Annotated in this window: 18 protein-coding genes and 1 rRNA gene; 3 read left to right on the forward strand and 16 right to left on the reverse strand. The window is 40.0% G+C overall.

Features of this window, described 5'->3' with window-relative positions; translation table 11 throughout:
• Window positions 1-5 precede the first annotated feature (5 nt).
• The 5 genes from GWI68_RS02055 to pepQ all read right to left on the reverse strand — a co-directional run bounded on the left by GWI68_RS02055 (window position 6) and on the right by pepQ (window position 5,949).
• Window positions 6-1,548 (reverse strand): 16S ribosomal RNA (locus GWI68_RS02055).
• Between the two features lie 418 nt (window positions 1,549-1,966).
• Entirely contained in the window at window positions 1,967-2,497 is a 531-nt protein-coding gene (gene hemG, locus GWI68_RS02060) for a menaquinone-dependent protoporphyrinogen IX dehydrogenase (RefSeq protein WP_109408608.1), read from the reverse strand.
• A 20-nt stretch (window positions 2,498-2,517) separates the two neighbouring features.
• Window positions 2,518-3,969 (reverse strand): Trk system potassium transporter TrkH, encoded by a 1,452-nt coding sequence (gene trkH, locus GWI68_RS02065; protein ID WP_166539232.1) that lies wholly within the window; start codon window positions 3,967-3,969, stop codon window positions 2,518-2,520.
• A gap of 25 nt (window positions 3,970-3,994) precedes the next feature.
• Window positions 3,995-4,615, reverse strand: a complete 621-nt coding sequence (locus GWI68_RS02070; RefSeq protein ID WP_109408607.1) for an IMPACT family protein — start codon at window positions 4,613-4,615, stop codon at window positions 3,995-3,997.
• Window positions 4,615-5,949: a Xaa-Pro dipeptidase gene (pepQ, locus tag GWI68_RS02075; RefSeq protein WP_109408606.1), complete on the reverse strand. Its 1,335-nt coding sequence runs from the start codon at window positions 5,947-5,949 to the stop codon at window positions 4,615-4,617. Before pepQ ends, GWI68_RS02070 begins: the two co-directional genes overlap by 1 nt.
• A gap of 267 nt (window positions 5,950-6,216) precedes the next feature.
• Between pepQ and fadB the strand changes: the two genes are divergently transcribed.
• Window positions 6,217-8,397: a fatty acid oxidation complex subunit alpha FadB gene (gene fadB, locus GWI68_RS02080; RefSeq protein WP_166539233.1), complete on the forward strand. Its 2,181-nt coding sequence runs from the start codon at window positions 6,217-6,219 to the stop codon at window positions 8,395-8,397.
• A gap of 11 nt (window positions 8,398-8,408) precedes the next feature.
• The gene (gene fadA, locus GWI68_RS02085; protein WP_166539234.1) at window positions 8,409-9,572 is read left to right on the forward strand and encodes an acetyl-CoA C-acyltransferase FadA; all 1,164 of its coding nucleotides are present in this window, start codon (window positions 8,409-8,411) and stop codon (window positions 9,570-9,572) included.
• A 143-nt stretch (window positions 9,573-9,715) separates the two neighbouring features.
• On the opposite strand, the gene fre is transcribed toward fadA, so the two are convergent.
• The 3 genes from fre to pepE form a co-directional block, all read right to left on the reverse strand.
• A complete protein-coding gene (gene fre, locus GWI68_RS02090; protein ID WP_166539235.1) occupies window positions 9,716-10,417 on the reverse strand; it encodes an NAD(P)H-flavin reductase in 702 nt (233 codons plus the stop codon).
• A 15-nt stretch (window positions 10,418-10,432) separates the two neighbouring features.
• Window positions 10,433-11,902 carry a 4-hydroxy-3-polyprenylbenzoate decarboxylase gene (ubiD, locus tag GWI68_RS02095; protein WP_166539243.1) on the reverse strand — a complete coding sequence of 490 codons (1,470 nt, stop codon included), beginning with the start codon at window positions 11,900-11,902 and terminating at the stop codon, window positions 10,433-10,435.
• A 119-nt stretch (window positions 11,903-12,021) separates the two neighbouring features.
• Window positions 12,022-12,747, reverse strand: coding sequence for a dipeptidase PepE (gene pepE / locus GWI68_RS02100; RefSeq protein ID WP_023583493.1), 726 nt, complete (start codon window positions 12,745-12,747; stop codon window positions 12,022-12,024).
• A 287-nt stretch (window positions 12,748-13,034) separates the two neighbouring features.
• On the opposite strand from pepE, the gene rfaH reads away from it, so the two are divergent.
• Complete coding sequence (gene rfaH, locus GWI68_RS02105) at window positions 13,035-13,535, forward strand: transcription/translation regulatory transformer protein RfaH (protein ID WP_109408601.1); 501 nt, start codon at window positions 13,035-13,037, stop codon at window positions 13,533-13,535.
• Window positions 13,536-13,598: 63 nt separating this feature from the next.
• Here the strand turns inward: rfaH and tatC are convergent, their stop codons facing one another.
• The 8 genes from tatC to GWI68_RS02145 all read right to left on the reverse strand — a co-directional run bounded on the left by tatC (window position 13,599) and on the right by GWI68_RS02145 (window position 20,400).
• Window positions 13,599-14,387: a Sec-independent protein translocase subunit TatC gene (tatC, locus tag GWI68_RS02110; RefSeq protein ID WP_166539236.1), complete on the reverse strand. Its 789-nt coding sequence runs from the start codon at window positions 14,385-14,387 to the stop codon at window positions 13,599-13,601.
• A 3-nt stretch (window positions 14,388-14,390) separates the two neighbouring features.
• The gene (gene tatB / locus GWI68_RS02115; RefSeq protein WP_166539237.1) at window positions 14,391-14,909 is read right to left on the reverse strand and encodes a Sec-independent protein translocase protein TatB; all 519 of its coding nucleotides are present in this window, start codon (window positions 14,907-14,909) and stop codon (window positions 14,391-14,393) included.
• A 3-nt stretch (window positions 14,910-14,912) separates the two neighbouring features.
• Window positions 14,913-15,182, reverse strand: coding sequence for a twin-arginine translocase TatA/TatE family subunit (gene tatA / locus GWI68_RS02120; RefSeq protein ID WP_006535549.1), 270 nt, complete (start codon window positions 15,180-15,182; stop codon window positions 14,913-14,915).
• A 125-nt stretch (window positions 15,183-15,307) separates the two neighbouring features.
• A complete protein-coding gene (gene ubiB / locus GWI68_RS02125; RefSeq protein ID WP_072069492.1) occupies window positions 15,308-16,945 on the reverse strand; it encodes a ubiquinone biosynthesis regulatory protein kinase UbiB in 1,638 nt (545 codons plus the stop codon).
• Window positions 16,945-17,586 carry an SCP2 domain-containing protein gene (locus GWI68_RS02130; RefSeq protein WP_109408599.1) on the reverse strand — a complete coding sequence of 214 codons (642 nt, stop codon included), beginning with the start codon at window positions 17,584-17,586 and terminating at the stop codon, window positions 16,945-16,947. The genes ubiB and GWI68_RS02130 overlap by 1 nt, the downstream gene beginning before the upstream one ends.
• Before the next feature lies 1 nt (window position 17,587).
• On the reverse strand, window positions 17,588-18,343 hold the full coding sequence (gene ubiE, locus GWI68_RS02135) for a bifunctional demethylmenaquinone methyltransferase/2-methoxy-6-polyprenyl-1,4-benzoquinol methylase UbiE (protein WP_075672293.1): 756 nt from the start codon (window positions 18,341-18,343) through the stop codon (window positions 17,588-17,590).
• A gap of 83 nt (window positions 18,344-18,426) precedes the next feature.
• Complete coding sequence (gene rmuC, locus GWI68_RS02140) at window positions 18,427-19,767, reverse strand: DNA recombination protein RmuC (protein ID WP_109408598.1); 1,341 nt, start codon at window positions 19,765-19,767, stop codon at window positions 18,427-18,429.
• 102 nt (window positions 19,768-19,869) lie between these two features.
• Window positions 19,870-20,400, reverse strand: a complete 531-nt coding sequence (locus tag GWI68_RS02145; protein ID WP_109408597.1) for a DedA family protein — start codon at window positions 20,398-20,400, stop codon at window positions 19,870-19,872.
• Window positions 20,401-20,412: the final 12 nt, after the last annotated feature.

A 20,412-nucleotide genomic window follows, 5' to 3' on the forward strand; every position in this document is an offset into this window, starting at 1 on the left:
TTAGGTAAGGAGGTGATCCAACCGCAGGTTCCCCTACGGTTACCTTGTTACGACTTCACCCCAGTCATGAATCACAAAGTGGTAAGCGCCCTCCCGAAGGTTAAGCTACCTACTTCTTTTGCAACCCACTCCCATGGTGTGACGGGCGGTGTGTACAAGGCCCGGGAACGTATTCACCGTAGCATTCTGATCTACGATTACTAGCGATTCCGACTTCATGGAGTCGAGTTGCAGACTCCAATCCGGACTACGACAGACTTTATGAGTTCCGCTTGCTCTCGCGAGGTCGCTTCTCTTTGTATCTGCCATTGTAGCACGTGTGTAGCCCTACTCGTAAGGGCCATGATGACTTGACGTCATCCCCACCTTCCTCCGGTTTATCACCGGCAGTCTCCTTTGAGTTCCCGCCATCACGCGCTGGCAACAAAGGATAAGGGTTGCGCTCGTTGCGGGACTTAACCCAACATTTCACAACACGAGCTGACGACAGCCATGCAGCACCTGTCTCAGAGTTCCCGAAGGCACTCCTCTATCTCTAAAGGATTCTCTGGATGTCAAGAGTAGGTAAGGTTCTTCGCGTTGCATCGAATTAAACCACATGCTCCACCGCTTGTGCGGGCCCCCGTCAATTCATTTGAGTTTTAACCTTGCGGCCGTACTCCCCAGGCGGTCGATTTAACGCGTTAGCTCCAGAAGCCACGGTTCAAGACCACAACCTCTAAATCGACATCGTTTACAGCGTGGACTACCAGGGTATCTAATCCTGTTTGCTCCCCACGCTTTCGCACCTGAGCGTCAGTCTTTGTCCAGGGGGCCGCCTTCGCCACCGGTATTCCTCCACATCTCTACGCATTTCACCGCTACACATGGAATTCTACCCCCCTCTACAAGACTCTAGCCAACCAGTTTCAGATGCAATTCCCAAGTTAAGCTCGGGGCTTTCACATCTGACTTAATTGACCGCCTGCGTGCGCTTTACGCCCAGTAATTCCGATTAACGCTTGCACCCTCCGTATTACCGCGGCTGCTGGCACGGAGTTAGCCGGTGCTTCTTCTGCGGGTAACGTCAATTGATAAAGGTATTAACTTTATCACCTTCCTCCCCGCTGAAAGTACTTTACAACCCTAAGGCCTTCTTCATACACGCGGCATGGCTGCATCAGGCTTGCGCCCATTGTGCAATATTCCCCACTGCTGCCTCCCGTAGGAGTCTGGGCCGTGTCTCAGTCCCAGTGTGGCTGATCATCCTCTCAGACCAGCTAGAGATCGTCGCCTAGGTGAGCCATTACCTCACCTACTAGCTAATCCCATATGGGTTCATCCGATAGCGCAAGGTCCGAAGAGCCCCTGCTTTGGTCCGTAGACGTCATGCGGTATTAGCCACCGTTTCCAGTAGTTATCCCCCTCTATCGGGCAGATCCCCATACATTACTCACCCGTCCGCCGCTCGTCAGCAAGAAAGCAAGCTTTCTCCTGTTACCGCTCGACTTGCATGTGTTAGGCCTGCCGCCAGCGTTCAATCTGAGCCATGATCAAACTCTTCAATTAAAAGTGTTTGATGCTCAAAGAAATCGAAAACTTAGCTATTCATAAATGAATTTACTTTTGTTGTTCACTCTTCAAGACTTGATACATCTAATATTTTAGAAGATATCGTCTCTGCGAGTGCCCACACAGATTGTCTGATAATTTGTTAAAGAGCAGTGCAACATTCGCTGCCGTTTCCGGTCTTCTGCGTTGTTGCGAGGAGGCGTATATTACGTTATTCCTCTGAAGAGTCAAGAGTTTTTTCAAACTTTTTTCTTTTCTCTTCGCTGTCCTTCGTGGCTGTTGTCAGCTCATCGTCGGTCAGTGGATGCGCATTATAGGGAGATCTCGGATTAGCGCAAGTGTTTTTTTAAAATAATTTTCCGTTCGTTCAAAACACCAACAAGACGTATAAAAACCCAACAACCAAGGTGGAATATCACTCAATTTTGGCAAAATGAGAGGCAAATTCGCTTACTTTATTCCAATCCGTATATTCAATTTCTTTTGTAGGATCAGTTTCACCTTTAGTCATCTTCATAATTAGCTGGATCATGACTCTATCAATCCATTTATAGCGAGGATAAAAAAGTGCACCAGCAAATACACCCGTTAACGTTGGCTTCCATGGGGTCTTATCTAGAAACTTACGCATATAAGCATTCGTCTCAGGTGTATTCTTTTCCTCTTTTCTGGCAGTAAGATTAACGCCAAAGAATGCGGTAGGCATACTATTCAATTGTGCAAGATGACGAGTGATAAATTTATCGAGAGCTTTATTAAAGTAACCATAACGAATAGAAGCACCTACTAAGACTTTATTATAAGCAGATAAATTTAAACTCTGCTGAACAGAGGTTAAATCTCTTACATCACATTCATAGCCGTGTTGTCTTAATTCATTCGCGATTTGTGTCATTATTTTTTTAGTTTGACCATCAGTACTACAATACAACAATAGCGCGCTCATACATCACTCCTTGTATTAGATTAATCACGCCAAAACGTTGGGGTAAATAACACTAATAATGTGAAAACTTCTAGTCGTCCAAATAACATTGTTACGACGAGTATCCATTTTGCAGCCGGATTCATTGTCGTAAAGTTATCAGCAACAATACCTAGTCCAGGCCCAAGATTATTTAATGTTGTTGCAATAGCAGAGAATGCAGAGAACTCATCAACCCCCGTTGCGATCAACAACATTAAGCTAATAATAAATACCAAAGCATAAGCGGAGAAAAATCCCCAGACGGCTTCAATAATACGTTCGGGTAATGCTCGATGGCCAAGTTTGATGGTATAAACTGCATTCGGGTGAACAAGACGTTTTAATTCACGATTCCCTTGTAGGAATAAAAGCAAGATACGAATGACTTTCAATCCCCCACCCGTTGATCCTGCACACCCACCAATAAAAGCAGAGCATAATAATAGAAGAGGTAGAAACGCTGGCCATTGTGCAAAACTGTCTGTTGCAAAACCAGCAGTTGTCGCCATAGAGACAACTTGGAAAAAGGCCTGGTTTATGGTTATCCATCCTGAATCATATACAGAATAAAGCCAAAGAATACCGCTACAGATAATGACTAATCCCAATTGAATTGAGATAAACATACGAAATTCAGGATCACGCCAATAAATATTAAGGCTTCTTCCTGTTAATACAGCAAAGTGTAAGCCAAAGTTACAACCGGAAATTAAAAGGAATACACCAATAATGATGTTAATGGTTGGGCTATTAAAATAACCAATACTGGCATCGTGAGTAGAAAACCCACCAATTGCAATAGTTGAAAAGCTATGAGAAATAGCATCAAACACATCCATGCCGGCAACCCATAACGCTAAAGCACAAATGATTGTAAGCAAGACATAAATAAGCCACAGTGCTTTTGCTGTTTCTGCAATTCGAGGTCGCATTTTATTATCTTTCAATGGCCCCGGCATTTCTGCACGATAGAGCTGCATTCCCCCAACACCTAAAAGAGGAAGAATAGCGACAGCTAATACAATGATCCCCATTCCCCCTAACCATTGAAGCATTTGTCGATAAAACAAAATAGCTTTAGGTAAGGAATCTAGCCCTACTAAGGTTGTAGCCCCTGTCGTAGTAAGCCCAGAAAAAGATTCAAAAAATGCATCTGTAATAGAAAGGTGTGGTTGCTCAGAAAAAATAAAAGGTAATGCCCCTACACTGCCCAATACAGTCCAAAATAAAACCACAATAAGAAAGCCCTCTTTAGGCTTTAGCTCACTTTTCTTATGTCGGTTGGGGATCCACAACATTAACCCAATGATTAATGCGACAATAAATGTTTGGCTAAATGCTCGTCCGGCACCATCTCGGTATATTAATGCAACAATACCAGGAATGATCATCGTGACAGAAAATAAGATAACGAGCAGTCCGACAATACGGGTTATTGAACGAAAATGCATTTAGCGATTTCCTTGGTAGCAAAGATTATTCATTTTTATCTAATGGGATTAATTGCATACTGCCACGACTCATATCGCGTAGTTTAATTTCCACTTCACCACTATGTACAGCTGGCAATGAAAGGGTAAATGTAACTTTATCAGTATATTCACTTGAGAGCACTTGCCCTTGATATTGTTCAACGACTTGTTCAAGTAATGAAACAAGTGAATATTCACACTCCACATTAAAGCGCAATTGTGGCACTTTTGTCTTTGTAGATAATATTTTTAATGCCTGCTGAACACCACTACCATAAGCACGAACCAACCCGCCTGTTCCTAATTTGATCCCGCCAAAATACCGAACAACCACTGCGGTTACTTCCCCCATTCCACTTCCTAAGAGGGGAGCTAGAATAGGTTTTCCCGCAGTACCTGTTGGTTCACCATCATCAGAAAATCCTAATTGTTGCGAATCATCTGGCCTACCAGCAACAAAAGCCCAACAGTGATGTCGGGCATCAGGAAATTGCTCTTTGATAGATTGAATATAAGCTTTAGCTGCATCAATACCCTCAGTGTGAGCAATAAATGTAATAAAACGGCTTTTCTTTATTTCTTCACTGAACTCTACAGTTTCAGCGGGGATCAAATACGCTTTCATCAGGCTAAGTGTAAGTCTCTAGTCATATTTTCAATTTTGTTATCGTGGATAATAATATTATCTTCAATACGAATGCCACCAAAGGGTTTGAAGTGTTCAATTTGCTTCCAATTAAAATGAGTGCTGTATTTTCCTTCTTTCCAAGGCTCTAATAAAGAATCGATAAAGTAAAATCCAGGTTCAATTGTTAATACCATGCCTGGTTCAACAATACGGGTACAACGTAAGAATGGATACATAGCAGGAGCTGCTAAATGAGTTCCTTTATCATCTTGCATAAACCCAGCGGCATCATGAACTTGCAGACCTAAAGCATGTCCTAAACCATGAGGCAAAAATGGTGTCGTTAAGCCAGCACTCACCATCTCTTCTTCACTAACACCTTTCACAATACCGTATTTGTTGAGTAATCCAGCAATACGTTGATGCATTTGAACATGATATTCCGTGTAACGCACACCCGCTTTCATCGTTGCGATCAACGCTTGTTGTGCATCATTCATATCTTTAACTAAAGATGTAAATTCATGATTTTCTTTTGCACTATAAGTACGAGTTATATCAGCAGCATAACCATTATATTCTGCGCCAGCATCAATAAGGAAACTACGATATTCATCTGGTGATTCATGATCTAATTTTGTGTAATGCAACACAGCCGCATGCTCATTTAATGCAACAATATTCCCATAAGGTACATCGGTATCACGATGACCTGTTGCCATTAAGTACGCCATATTAATATCAAATTCACTTAATCCCGCTTGGAAAGCTTCGCGTGCAGCAATATGTCCATTCACTGCCATTTTCTGCGCTTCACGCATACAGGCTAATTCATAACCTGTTTTATAGGCACGATAGTAATGATAATAATTAAGAAGAGATTGATTATTAATATTATCAATACTCACACCTAATGATCCCGCTCGTTGCGAATTTGGGCCAATATAAGCAGTATTCTTATTAATATAAGGAGTAAGTTCTTTTTGAATATCATCAACATTTTTGAGATGAATTAATTCAATTTCATGCGTCCAATAGCTATTTGGTAGGGCTTCAACACTATGCCAATAATCAACTGGAGAATAAAACCATAATTTTGGTTTATTAACACCATCGACTAATAACCAGCAATGAGGTACATCAGTCACAGGTACCCATGCTTTAAAGTGTGCGTTAACTTTAAAAGGATAATCACTGTCATCAAGAAAAATACGAATAGGCTCACCAGAATGAATTAATACGGAATCAAGATGGTGTCTGGATAAAGCATCACGAGTACGATTTTGTAGAGTTTTGATATGTTCTTGGTACAGAGAGAGCAATTTTTCCATTATTAATTACCTTATCTTATTCATTGTTAATGATTCAGCTTAACACGCCAACTCTTTTAGTGGCTAACACCATAACAAAAATAGATTATTAGCGATTTATTTCACTTATTTTTATCAAATAAAGCAACAATATAAAATTCAATGAGTTAAATAATTTCACTGTGATCCCTCCTGCAGTTTTTTAATCAATTATTTGCATTTATTTAACATTGTATTCACACTCTTATTATCTGGTCATACCAGTCTATACTTTTAGGGAGAATACAAATGCTCTATCAAAGCGAAAATATTCAAGTCGATTGGGTGAAACAAGGTATTGTTGAACTCGTTTTTAACGCCAAAGGCTCTATTAATAAATTAGATACCAAAACAGTTGCGATGCTAAGCGAAGCTTTAACCGTATTAGAGGCAACACAAGATCTAAAAGGTGTTATTTTACGTTCTGAAAAACCTGCCTTTATTGTCGGTGCTGACATCACTGAGTTTCTATCCCTATTTGATGCCCCTGAAGAAGAATTGACTCAGTGGCTACACTTTTCTAATCAGATCTTTAGTCGACTCGAAGATTTACCCGTTCCCACCATCTCTGCTATCAATGGTTATGCACTTGGTGGCGGCTGCGAATGTGTACTTGCAACCGATTTCCGAATTGCATCCCCTGATTTACGTATTGGTCTCCCAGAAACCAAACTTGGGATCATGCCCGGTTTTGGAGGTTCAGTACGTCTTCCTCGTTTAATTGGTGTCGATAATGCATTAGAAATTATTACTGCGGGTAAAGATGTTGATGCTCAAACTGCACTTCAAAATGGGTTGATCCAAGCTATTGTGCCACTGGAAAAATTAAAAGAGAGTGCACTTTCTCTAATAGAGCAAGCGATTGACGGTAAGATTGATTGGAAGGCCGCACGTTATCCGAAAACAACGCCATTAAGATTGACAGAACTTGAACATAAGATGTCTTTTGGTGTGGCTAAAGGCATGGTGATGAAAGTAGCTGGCCCTCATTATCCAGCTCCGATCACCGCAGTAAAAACCATCGAAAAAGCAGCCTTCCTAAATAGAGATGAAGCACTCGCTCTTGAAACTGAAAATTTTGTCAAACTCACGCGCACTGATGTTGCTAAAGCCTTAGTCGGCATTTTTCTCAATGATCAGTATGTCAAAAGTATCACGAAAAAACGGCATGCAGAATTACCTAAACAAGCAGCTGTATTAGGTGCGGGCATTATGGGCGGTGGCATTTCCTACCAATCAGCCTTAAAAGGTATTCCGGTTATTATGAAAGATATTAACCAAAAATCCCTTGAACTGGGTATGAATGAAGCACTAAGCCTATTACAAAAACGCCAAGAAAAAGGTCGCATGACCGCTGTTGATATGGCGAAAACACTCGCCTCTATTCAACCAACACTAAATTATGCCTCTGTCAGCGATGTAGATATTGTGGTTGAAGCCGTTGTTGAAAATCCAAAAGTAAAAGCAGCTGTACTTGCAGAAACAGAAGCATTATTAGCAGATAACGCGATCCTTGCTTCCAATACCTCAACGATACCTATCTCATTGCTCGCAAGATCCTTAAAACGCCCAGAAAATTTCTGTGGTATGCATTTTTTTAATCCTGTCCATCGCATGCCTTTAGTGGAAATTATTAAAGGCGAAAAAACCAGTGAAGAGACCATTAACCGTATTGTTAGTTATGCAAGCAAAATGGGCAAAACACCTATTATTGTTAATGATTGCCCTGGCTTCTTTGTAAATCGAGTCCTCTTTCCTTATTTTGCAGGATTCTCTCTATTGCTAAGAGACGGTGCTGATTTTATTGCTGTTGATAAAGTGATGGAAAAAGTATTTGGTTGGCCAATGGGTCCAGCTTATTTACTTGATGTTGTGGGTATTGATACTGCTAATCATGCTCAAGCTGTTATGGCTCAAGGCTTCCCTGACAGAATGGGAACAATTGAACGAGATACTATTGCACTGTTATATGAACAACAGCGATATGGGCAAAAGAATAATCATGGTTTCTATAATTACACGGTTGATAAAAGAGGTAAAAAACAGAAATCCGTTGATGAACAAATTCAAACACTCATTCAACAAAATGTGGGTAAAGCACAAGAGTTTAGTCAAGACGCGATTATTGCTCGCATGATGATCCCAATGATCAATGAAGTTATTCGTTGTCTAGATGAAGGTATCATTGCTTCACCGGCCGAAGCTGATATCGCACTAGTATATGGCTTAGGCTTCCCTCCTTTCCGTGGTGGTGTATTCCGTTACCTCGATACTATTGGAACAGCGAAATTTGTTGCAGATGCACAACAATATGCGTCATTAGGGCCACTTTATCAAATCCCTGAAAGCTTAAAACAAAAAGCGCAACACAACGAAACCTATTATCCAAAACCCACAAAAGTAGATGTTAACATCAGAGAACTCGCTTAAGGAGAGATGAAATGGAAAAGGTTGTCATAATTGATGGTATTCGTACTCCTATGGGACGCTCTAAAGGTGGTGCTTTTCGCCATGTTAGAGCAGAAAATCTCTCTGCTCATCTGATGCAAGCACTACTAAAACGTAATCCTAATATTAATCCTAATGATATTGGCGATGTGATTTGGGGTTGCGTACAGCAAACCTTAGAACAAGGTTTCAATATTGCACGTAACGCTGCATTATTAGCCGAACTTCCTCATAAAGTGCCGGCGGTCACGGTTAATCGCTTATGTGGTTCATCAATGCAAGCATTACATGATGGCGCTCGCCAAATTATGCTTGGTGATAGCCAAGTGGCATTAATTGGTGGTGTTGAACATATGGGTCATGTGCCAATGACTTATAATGCAGATTTTAATCCATCACTTAATCTTTCTGTTGCTAAAGCCTCATTTTCCATGGGTTTAACGGCAGAAATGTTAGCTAAATCATTCCAAATTTCACGTGAAGAGCAAGATAAATTTGCTTATCGTTCTCACCATTTATCGGCTCTTGCGACACAACAAGGCTATTTTGATAATGAGATAGTGGCTATCAATGGTCATGATGCAGCGGGTAATTTCATCAATGTCAGAAATGATGAAGTTATACGTTATAACCCAAGTCTTGATGATTTAGCACAACTGAAACCTGTATTTGATCCCGCAACAGGCTCTGTAACAGCCGGAAATTCATCCGCAGTTTCGGATGGTGCATCAGCGATGTTTATTACCAGTGAACGTTATGCTAAAGAGCACAATTTAAAACCTCGAGCTGTTATTCGTGCTATGGCTGTTACAGGATGTGATCCCGCAATTATGGGTTATGGTCCTGTTCCTGCCACAGAAATTGCATTGAAAAAAGCAGGATTAGCACTCAGTGATATTGATATTTTTGAACTCAATGAAGCTTTTGCAGCACAATCATTAGCTTGTATGAAGAAAATGAATCTACTAGAGAGCCTAGATGACAAGATTAATTTAAACGGTGGTGCAATTGCCTTAGGACACCCTTTAGGCTGCTCCGGTTCACGTATAACAACCTCGTTACTCAATATTATGGAACGTAAAGATGCACAGTTTGGCTTAGCCACAATGTGCATTGGATTAGGGCAAGGTATTGCAACGATTATAGAACGTGTTTAATGCGATATTTTGTATATCCACGTTCTTATCGTTAGGTAAGTATTCTTTTCGATTGCATGGTTAGAAACCATTTTCCCGCCGTCAGGGGCGGGTTTTTTTTATGGTTTTAAAAACAAAATCGATAATAGCGCGGTAAAACGTTATCAAATAAATTCAAATGCATCACTAAATAAACGAGTCTTATCTGCATTACGTTCATTACAAAAGCGCTCTCTAGCTATTTTGGCCATTTCAAAACGCCCTGCAATGTAAATATCATATTCTGATAAATCACCGAAATCTTCGCTTATAGCGGTTAATACCGTACCTTTCCTACCTCGCCAAGTCTCATCTGGTTGTTCAACAACGGGGATAACGGTTAAAGAAGGATACAACTCTGATAATTCTTGTAATTCATTGAGATCATAGAGGTGAACGCTTTCTCTTCCCCCCCAATAAATTGTAATAGGTCGCTGTGGATTTTCAGCTAATGCTGCCAGTAAAATTGAATGGGTATAAGAAAATCCCGTACCTCCAGCAATTAATAGTAGAGGACGCTGACTATCTTTTTTAAACCATGCATTTCCATGAGGAATATCAATGGTGAGTTGCTGTTTTTCTAAAATCACATCAAGCACAGCCATCGCATAAAGATTGAGTTCAGACGCACCAATATGAAGTTCAATAAAGTCTTTATTTTCAGGTATAGATGCAATAGAAAAAGGACGTTTATCACGTTCATCCATAACGGCTAAAAGATATTGCCCAGCCTGAAAATCAAATTCGCCATCGGGTAATAGCCTTACCCGATAAACCGTATCTGTCATCGGCTCAACAAGTGAGACTTTACAATTCAGTATTGCCATGTTGTTCCTCTGTTATTATTTAAGAATATCGAGCTGTTCCCAAATAGTATCGACTCGTTGCTTAATTTCATCAGACATCACAATAGGTCTACCCCATTCTCTATCTGTCTCACCCGGCCATTTGTTGGTTGCATCAAGACCCATTTTTGATCCTAATCCTGAAACAGGTGAAGCGAAGTCGAGATAATCAATAGGCGTATTTTCCATCATAATGGTATCTCTTGCAGGATCCATTCTGGTTGTGATTGCCCAAATCACATCTTTCCAATCTCTTGCATTGACATCATCATCGCAAACAATCACAAATTTGGTGTACATAAATTGCCGTAAGTAAGACCAAACTCCCATCATTACGCGTTTAGCATGACCCGCATACTGTTTCTTCATTGTCACAACCGCTAAACGGTAAGAACATCCTTCAGGAGGTAAATAAAAATCTACAATTTCAGGAAACTGTTTTTGTAATATCGGAACAAGCACTTCATTAAGTGCAACACCTAATACTGCGGGTTCATCAGGTGGGCGCCCTGTATAGGTGGAGTGATAAATCGCATCTTTACGGCGCGTTAAATGCGTAATGGTAAACACAGGGAAAGAATCAATTTCATTATAATATCCTGTGTGATCGCCATATGGTCCTTCTGGCGCAAGCTCGCCCGGTTCAATGTAGCCTTCAAGAATAATTTCAGCACTTGCAGGCACTTCAAGATCATTCGAAAGGCATTTTACAACTTCTGATTTATTTCCGCGTAATAAGCCTGCGAAAGCGTATTCCGATAATGTATCAGGTACTGGTGTTACAGCACCTAAAATAGTAGCGGGATCTGCCCCTAATGCCACGGAAACAGGGAATCGTTCACCTGGATGTTTTTGACACCATTCTTGAAAATCTAAAGCACCACCTCGATGCGATAACCAACGCATAATCACTTTGTTTTTACCCAGCACTTGCTGGCGATAAATACCCAGATTTTGACGCTCTTTAAATGGGCCACGAGTCACCGTTAACCCCCAAGTAATTAAAGGTGCTGCATCTTCAGGCCAACAATGCATAACTGGGATCTTTGTTAAATCAACATCATCACCAGTTAAAACTACTTCCTGACAAGGTGCTTTACTCAAGCGCTTCGTTGGCATATTTAAAACTTGCTTAAACTTGGGCAGCTTATCAAAAAGATCACGAAAGCCTTTCGGTGGATCGGGTTCTTTTAGAAATGCCAATAATTTGCCGACTTCATGCAAAGCTTTAACATCATCTTGTCCCATTCCCATTGCCACACGCTCTGGTGTACCGAATAAGTTACAAAGCACTGGCATATCAAACCCTTTGGGATTTTCAAACAACAGCGCTGGCCCACCGGCACGTAAAGTTCTGTCCGCTATTTCGGTCATTTCAAGGTAGGGATCTATTTCAAAGGTGATACGTTTTAATTCACCTTTTTCTTCTAATAATGAAAGGAAATCTCTTAAATCGCGGTATTTCATCATAATCTTACGAGCCAGTGAGTGAAAGAAAAGAGGGCAATGCCCTCTTTGAGACGCTATAAGCTAAACGCATAACTCACTAAAATGCAATGCTTTTTATTTGATAGCGTTTACTATACTTATAAACAACGGAATGGAACCCATTCTGAAAGTAATTTAGTATCAAACTGTTCAGGAAAAGTTTTTCCATGTTGGAAGATTTTAAAACCTTCATTTTTAGCGCTGTAATAATGTAATTCTTCGCCTTGAATATATAAGTAACTTCCTTCACGGATAGCCACAACAATCTCTTCAGGGTTAATAGCACAAAATTCGGCAATACGCTCATCGCGTGTCTCACCCATATGACCACTAATAGATGCATCAATGTAATGTGGGTTAATTTGAACAGGGAATAAGCCGAGCGATGGCATAATAACAGAGGAACGTACTGGCATATCATTAGTTGTACGAATTGTCGGAGTTGCAACGTTACAACCTGCGCTCCAACCAATATAAGGAATATTACGTTCACGGACAGCACGTTGAATAGGAACAACTAATCCTTTTTCATGCAACATTTGGTTTAATAACCAAGTATTACCACCGCTAACTAAAATGCATTCCGCATTATTGATTGCATCAACTTCTGAATCGAAATGCTCAATACAAGTCACTTCAATACCTAACACTTCTGATAAATCACGAGCACGTTGGTCATGATCAGAACGAATAACAGCATAGGCAATTAATACAGCAGAACGAATACCACGTTTTTTGATCATGCTATCGATATTATCTTTCGCATAACTTAACCATCGTGGATCCCCGGCAATTTTTCCGTTACTTAATAAAAAAACTTCCATTACAGAACCTCTTTATAATTATGAATAGAATTCTAAGATAATTATCTTGAAAGCTTTTTCTTGTTTTTACCATCACTTTTTTGTCAACTTGTTACCTCTATCTGAGATCCAACTGAAAGTAACAAAAACGACCTCTTTTATTGCGTATGAACACAGCTTTTCTGTTTTTTTTCCGGTATAAAATTGCGTTAGGCTATTTTTATTTAAACCCAATAGATAACTGTTACCTTAATTATAAATTTGCTATTATCACTTAAATTAAAATTAACTAACTTATTGTCTCTATTATGAAAAAATGGCACTTGCTGTATTGTAAGCGAGGACAAATTCCTCGCGCTATCGAACACTTAGAACGTCAGCAAGTGGGCTGTTTCACACCGATGGTTACCATAGAAAAAATAGTAAGAGGAAAACGCACAGCAGTAACCGAGCCTCTTTTTCCTAATTACCTTTTTATCGAGTTTGATCCTGAAGTGATCCATACCACGACCATTAACTCAACACGTGGAGTGAGCTCATTTGTTCGCTTTGGGCAATATCCTGTCACCGTACCCCAAGATGTGATTGATACATTACAAATACCCCAACTTTCATCACTCACTTATAGCGAAGAAAATGTACCTCATAGTGGAGATAGCGTATTAATTACAGAGGGTATTTTTCAAGGGATCCAAGCTATATATCAAGAGCCTGATGGTGAGGCTCGCTCAATTTTGCTTTTAAACATATTAAATAGCGAAGTGAAAAAATCAGTGAGTAATAAAGAATTTAAAAAAGAGTCTCCCTAGAAAAAATTAACCCAGCTATTGCTGGGCTAATATCATATGATTTCAGGAAACTTGTTCCTAAAACTATTTTTGCTGTTCTGTTTCAGCTTCCGCCTCTGCTTCCTCAGCTGCTTCTTCAGGTGTTTTTCTTCGACCGTTACCCACATAAAAACGCGATACCATGACACCGATTTCAAACAGTAAGTACATAGGTATTGCTAATAAGGTTTGAGAGAAAACATCTGGTGGCGTCAATACCATACCAACGACAAAAGCACCCACAAGAATATAAGGACGTTTTTTCTTTAATGCTTCTGGAGTTGTTACACCACTCCAGCACAGTAAGATAATCGCAATAGGTACTTCAAATGCCGCACCAAACGCCATAAATAGCGTCATCACGAAGCTGAGATATTTACTGATATCTGGAATAAAGTTAACCCCTTCTGGGGTTGTATTAACAAAGAAGCCAAATGCAAGAGGGAACACAACAAAATAAGCAAACGCCATGCCGAGATAGAATAATACCGTACTTGAAACAAGTAACGGCAACATCAGGCGGCGTTCATGTTTATACAATGCTGGTGCGATAAAAGCCCATACCTGATAAAGGATAACAGGCACAGAAGCAAAAACGGATACCATGATTGTCAATTTAATCGGAGTCAAAAAAGTAGAGGCAACATCTGTCGCACTCATATTTGACCCTTGTGGCAACTTATCGAGTAATGGAGCCGAGACTAATTGATAGATATCGTTAGAAAAATAAACCAGCCCTAAAAAAACCACTAAAACAGAAACCAAGCTATACATTAAACGCTTGCGTAGTTCTATTAAATGGCTGATCAGCGGTTGGGTATCATTTACTGCCATGTTTTAATGCTCACCATTAACCTGATCAGTTATTTTTTTCTCTATCGTTACTGTTTTAGTAACAGGAACTTCTGTTTTTGTAACACTTTCTGCCACAACAGGTTTATGGCTGTTAGCATCATCATTAACTTCATCAGCTTCAGCAAGCGCAGCAAGATCAGAAGGTGAAGGTTCCGTAGAGTCGGTTTTTACAGACTGCTCTGTTGTTGAGTCTGGCGTTGAAGGTGCTTGATAAGTCTGCTTTAAAGACTGTGCAGCCTCTTTTAACTCATCCATAGACGCTTTTAACTCTGGCGATAGCGTTTGTAAATTTGCTTTCTCTTCAACTTTCTTCAAACTCTCTTGGAGTTCTTGAAGCTTCAGTTCTTGAGTTAGCTCATTTTGTACATTCGCAGCCAAAGAGCGTAGCGCTCTTACCCAGCCAGCAATTGTTTTTACTGCTACGGGCAAACGTTCTGGCCCCAGAAAAACAAGACCAATCACCATGACCAATAGCAGCTGACTAAAACCAATGTCAAACACGGTTTACACCTGCTCTTTGTTTTTGCTCTCAGTTGTAGACTTCTCTTCTGTTGAAGTCTTCTGCGCTAAATTTTTAGTATCAAAATCTGCGTCGTTATTTGTTTTTTCAGCGTTGTTGGTGTCTTTATCTGCAGCTTCGTCACCAATCGCTTTTTTAAAGCCTTTTACTGATGCACCTAAATCTGAGCCCAATGTGCGCAGTTTATTTGTACCAAATAATAAGACAACGATGACAGCGATGATGAGTAATTGCCAAATGCTAATACCGCCCATTTTATGTTCCTCAACTATTTTCGGGGTTATACTTAATAACAGTGCCCATTATATACAACGAATTCAATTTTCGGGAATCTCGAATTCATCTTTTAACTTGCTCAAAGACAAACTTTGATGCGTTTTTATTGTGCATTACCAGATCTAAACCAACCCAAAATCCATGCAAGAAGACCTAAACTGATAAAAACACTGAATAATGTTTTAAAACCAGAAACGAAAAACAGGCTACCGCATAAAAACAGTGTCGTACCTATACCCAATAAAAATAGAGACTGTCTCTGTTTGACTCTTTGCGAACTTATTTGTTCCGTCAATTTGTCTAGTGTTAACTTCATATTTTTATGTTGTTTCAGACTATCATAAACCAGCTCTGGTATCTCTGGCATTTTTTCAATCCAGTAAGGTGCCTTACTCTTTATGCCATTCATTAACGCTGTTATACCAATTTGGCTATGCAACCAATCTTCTAAGAAAGGTTTTGCCGTTTTCCATAAATCTAATTGTGGATAAAGTTGCCGTCCAAGCCCTTCAACATAAAGCAATGTTTTTTGAAGTAACACTAACTGAGGTTGCACTTCCATATTAAAACGCCGTGCAGTATTGAACAGATTAAGCAACACATGACCAAATGAGATCTCAGACAGAGGCTTTTCAAAAATTGGTTCGCACACAGTACGGATTGCAAATTCAAAGTCTTCCACATTGGTATCTGCTGGAACCCAACCTGAATCAACATGTAACTCTGCAACCTTTCGATAATCACGATTAAAGAAAGCTAAGAAGTTTTCAGCTAAATAACGTTTATCTTCTTTATTTAATGAACCAACGATACCGCAATCAATGCCAATATAATATGGATTTTCAGGGTGATCATAACTAATAAACACATTACCAGGATGCATATCCGCATGGAAGAAACTGTCTCTAAACACCTGAGTAAAAAAGACTTTTACACCACGTTCTGCAAGAAGCTTCATATTCGTCTTTTGTGCATTCAACGCTTCAATATCAGAAACAGGAATACCATAAATACGTTCCATCACCATCACATTTTCATGGCAATAATCTGAATACACTTCAGGGATATAAAGCATTGAGCTATTTTCAAAATTACGACGAAGTTGAATAGCATTAGCAGCTTCGCGTAGTAAATTTAGCTCATCAAGTAATGTTTTTTCGTATTCGCGGATCACTTCTTTAGGTCGTAAACGACGACCATCAGGTAAAAATGGTAATAGGTTTGCCAAGCGATACATCAAACGGATATCCGCTTTGATCACAGGCTGAATATCGGGGCGAATAACTTTTAGCACAACTTCTTTGCCGTTTTCTTTTAATTTCGCTGTATGAACCTGAGCAATGGAAGCTGAAGCCAGAGGTGTTTCATCAAAATCATCAAACCATTGGTCGATAGGGCCACCGAATGAGTTTTCGATATATTGTCGTGCTTTTTTACCATCAAAAGGAGCAACTTTATCTTGCAATAGCGCAAGTTGATCAGCAATTTGAGGAGGAAAGAGATCACGTCGAGTTGATAACATTTGACCTAATTTAATCCAAACAGGCCCTAATGTTTGCAATGCGAGTCGTAAGCGTTCACCTAATGGTTTTTCTGGATGCTTATTTTTGATCCAAAAGAGTGCTCGGCATCCTAATCTTGCAGGTAAAGTAATTCGATGTTTAGGAATTAATTCATCAAGCCCATAAGATAAGAATACCTGAATAATATGATAGAGGCGCTTTAACTCACTAAGGAGCATTATTTTTTCTCCAATGTGCCTAACCGTTTTTCTAGTTCGGCTGTTTGCTGTGCAAGTTGTTCTATTTCATCATAAAAATGGACTGTTTCTAATGCACTAGGTGCGGTTTTCCACTCTTCAATTAACGCATCACGTAAATAACCTTTTTGGTGGCTCAAGAGTGAAGAAAATAACTGAACGCCCTTTCCTGCAACAACAGTCAAACTTTGCGCTGCTATATCACCAATATAAGGCGCCAAATATTGCGCGGGTTCCCACTGCGCCATATCTAGCAATGCAGACCAATTTTGAACAACCTGCATATCACCATCAATAGTAATATCGCCACGATTGATCAGTTCTGACATTTTCTGGCGATCACGAAGCTTAATCAGTGTGAGTAATTTTGTTTTTATCAAACAATCAGTTTCATCATCCCACTGGCTTAATACATCAACTTGTTGTTCGCTAAAGACTAAGTAGATGGAACGAGGAAACTCATTGATAGAAAGCGCCAACACTTTGCCCGCAAGGCGATTGCGGGCAGGTTTAAGCACATTTTCCTGATATAAAACATGATTAAGAGCTGTCTCCATTGATGCTGTTAACAGCGGATACAGCACTTGAGAAGCAATATCATGAGAAAAAGTGGCTTTTTCCATCTCAGAATTTAAATCCTTTGTGTAGAGCAACTATACCGCCAGTCATGTTGGTATAGGTCACTTGGTCAAATCCCGCTTCTTCCATCATACCTTTTAAAGTTTCTTGGTCTGGATGCATACGAATTGATTCCGTTAAATAACGGTAACTTTCAGCATCATTTACAATCACTTGACCAATTTTAGGTAAGATATGGAAAGAGTAAGCATCATAAATCTTACTTAAGGGATCAAGAACCGGTTTAGAGAACTCCAGCACCAACAAACGTCCACCTGGTTTCAATACACGAAACATAGAACGTAATGCTTTCGCTTTATCGGTCACGTTACGTAAGCCAAAGGAGATAGTGATGCAGTCGAAATGGTTATCAGGGAAAGGTAACTCTTCAGCATTTGCTTGTACGTAGTTAACATTACCGACAATACCGTGATCGCGTAGCTTCTCACGCCCCATTTTCAGCATTGAATCATTAATATCAGCTAAAACAACTTCTCCATTTTCACCTACTAGGCGAGAGAATTTAGCTGTTAAATCACCAGTACCACCCGCAAGATCAAGAACTCGTTGGTTACGTCTTACACCACTTGCTTCAATGGTATAACGTTTCCAGATGCGGTGAACCCCGAAAGACATCAAGTCATTCATTAAATCATATTTAGACGCGACAGAGTGAAAAACCCTTGCAACCATGGTTTGTTTATCATCTTTGTCAACGGTTTGGAAACCAAAATCTGTTGTTTCCTTAGTTTGTTGAGTCATATTATTTGCCCGCTAATTAATCAAAATTTAGTAAATTCAGTACTGGTCTTATTTCAGAAATCTTTGTCTCTTTATTTTTCAAATCAATCAGACGTCGATTTTTCAATGAGATCATTATCAATCGTTTTTTTTATCTCTACCCCTAGGGATTTAAAGCCTTCCGCTTGACTGATAAGATTTCCGCGACCTTCAGAGAGTTTTTTCATCGCCAATAAATAGCCAGACTGCGCTTTTTGAATACTATTTCCTAGCCCTTGCATATCATCAACGAAAAGTCTTAATTTGTCATACATTTTAGCCGCTCTATCCGCAATTTCTTGCGCATTTTGGCTTTGATATTCATATCGCCACAATGCAGCTATTGTACGCAAAGCAACAAGTAAAGTAGATGGCCCAACTAACATTATATTGTTTTTCAATGCTTCTTCTAACAAGTCAGGAGAATGACCAATTGCAACAAGATAAGCTGGCTCTATGGGTATAAACATCAAAACATAGTCTAAAGACGTAACACCCGGTAGTTTATGATAATCTTTTACACTCAATCCTTTAATATGCGTTCTAATTGAGTTCACATGTGCATAAAGCGCCTGTTTACGTTCATTATCATCATGGCTACTAAAATACTTTTCATATGCCACCAGCGACATTTTAGCGTCGATAATGACATCCCTACCATGGGGTAAGTGCACAATAACGTCAGGTTGATAGCGACCGCCATTTTCATGGCGAATACTCACCTGCGTTTCAAATTCATGGCCTTCACGTAATCCTGAAGACTCTAATATACGCGCTAATACCGTTTCACCCCAATTACCTTGGACTTTATTGTCCCCTTTTAAGGCATTTGTTAGATTCACCGCTTCTTGTGCCATTTTGACATTTAATTGTTGAAGCTGGCGAATTTCATGAACTAAGGTATGTCGCTCTCTGGCTTCTTGCCCAAAACCATCTTGAACTTGGCGTCGAAAACTTTCCAATTGTTCACGAAAAGGTGACAGCAAATGCGTTAGTCCTTGTCGATTTAACTCTTCGGCTTTACGCCCACTTTGTTCAAAAATACGATTAGCCAGATTTTCAAACTGTGTCGCAAGCCGTTGCTCACTATTGACTAATAGTCGCTGTTTTTCTTCAGCAGATAAACGACTCTCTTCCCACCGCGTTGTTACTTCTCTTAATTCTGCTTCTTGAGAGGTAATAATTTCTCGTTGAGCGCGCAATTCTTGCTCTAGTTGTTCTATATGCTGTTGTAAAGAAGGGATAATTGCTGATTTTTCTTGGGCAACGGCAAGCTGTGTGTAGTTTTCACGCAGCATGGCTTCTTTATCAGCTAAACGTTGTTGGATAGACCACCAAACAAGCGCACCACCGACGAGCACACCGCCTAATAAACCAATGATCCCATATAACAACTGAATATCCACTAAAGTGACCTTTTTACTTTCCAGCGGGCTAAGTTAAAACGCATAGGTAATATTGTCTAGCAACAATTTACATCGTGACTTGATTTGCGATAAAGGACGCAGTTATCCCACCCATTTCGCAAGCCATTGCAAACCAAAGGCACCGGGCGCCAAAATACCAAATGCCCAGATCATGGCTGATGTTAAATTAGCAATTTGAAAATAACGCTGTGGCATTGCACAAATACCCGCAACTAATGGAACAATCGCACGAAAAGGTCCAAAAAAACGCCCAATAAATACGCCCCAGATCCCCCAACGATTAAAAAATTGATGGCCTCTAACAAGCGTTTGTGGTGAGCGCGAAATTGGCCATAAGTTTCTCACGCCCTCTTTATAGTGAAAACCTACCCAGTATGAGACCCAATCTCCGAAAAAAGCGCCTAATGCAGCAGCAAGCCAAATCGGCCAAAAAAATAAGCCACTTTCACCAATTAAAGCCCCTAATCCCAATAAAATAACCGTTGCGGGGATCAGCAAAGAGATAAAAGCAAGTGATTCACCAAAAGCAAGAAAGAACACGATAGGAATAGCCCAAATTTCGTGCTCTTTTACAAAGAGAGTGATGGTATGAATGATATCTTGTACTGTCAAAATAGAGGCCTT

The organism is Proteus sp. G2669, from assembly GCF_009915245.1.
In the GTDB taxonomy this organism is placed as follows: domain Bacteria; phylum Pseudomonadota; class Gammaproteobacteria; order Enterobacterales; family Enterobacteriaceae; genus Proteus.

Coding starts and splice junctions, on each gene's coding strand:
- ubiB (WP_072069492.1), bottom strand. CDS start 16,945: ATGCTCCTTAGTGAGTTAAAGCGCCTCTATCATATTATTCAGGTATTC.
- GWI68_RS02070 (WP_109408607.1), bottom strand. CDS start 4,615: ATGAAAGCGTATTTGATCCCCGCTGAAACTGTAGAGTTCAGTGAAGAA.
- hemG (WP_109408608.1), bottom strand. CDS start 2,497: ATGAGCGCGCTATTGTTGTATTGTAGTACTGATGGTCAAACTAAAAAA.
- rfaH (WP_109408601.1), top strand. CDS start 13,035: ATGAAAAAATGGCACTTGCTGTATTGTAAGCGAGGACAAATTCCTCGC.
- GWI68_RS02130 (WP_109408599.1), bottom strand. CDS start 17,586: ATGGAAAAAGCCACTTTTTCTCATGATATTGCTTCTCAAGTGCTGTAT.
- tatA (WP_006535549.1), bottom strand. CDS start 15,182: ATGGGCGGTATTAGCATTTGGCAATTACTCATCATCGCTGTCATCGTT.
- fadA (WP_166539234.1), top strand. CDS start 8,409: ATGGAAAAGGTTGTCATAATTGATGGTATTCGTACTCCTATGGGACGC.
- fadB (WP_166539233.1), top strand. CDS start 6,217: ATGCTCTATCAAAGCGAAAATATTCAAGTCGATTGGGTGAAACAAGGT.
- fre (WP_166539235.1), bottom strand. CDS start 10,417: ATGGCAATACTGAATTGTAAAGTCTCACTTGTTGAGCCGATGACAGAT.
- ubiE (WP_075672293.1), bottom strand. CDS start 18,343: ATGACTCAACAAACTAAGGAAACAACAGATTTTGGTTTCCAAACCGTT.
- ubiD (WP_166539243.1), bottom strand. CDS start 11,902: ATGAAATACCGCGATTTAAGAGATTTCCTTTCATTATTAGAAGAAAAA.
- trkH (WP_166539232.1), bottom strand. CDS start 3,969: ATGCATTTTCGTTCAATAACCCGTATTGTCGGACTGCTCGTTATCTTA.
- tatC (WP_166539236.1), bottom strand. CDS start 14,387: ATGGCAGTAAATGATACCCAACCGCTGATCAGCCATTTAATAGAACTA.
- pepE (WP_023583493.1), bottom strand. CDS start 12,747: ATGGAAGTTTTTTTATTAAGTAACGGAAAAATTGCCGGGGATCCACGA.
- pepQ (WP_109408606.1), bottom strand. CDS start 5,949: ATGGAAAAATTGCTCTCTCTGTACCAAGAACATATCAAAACTCTACAA.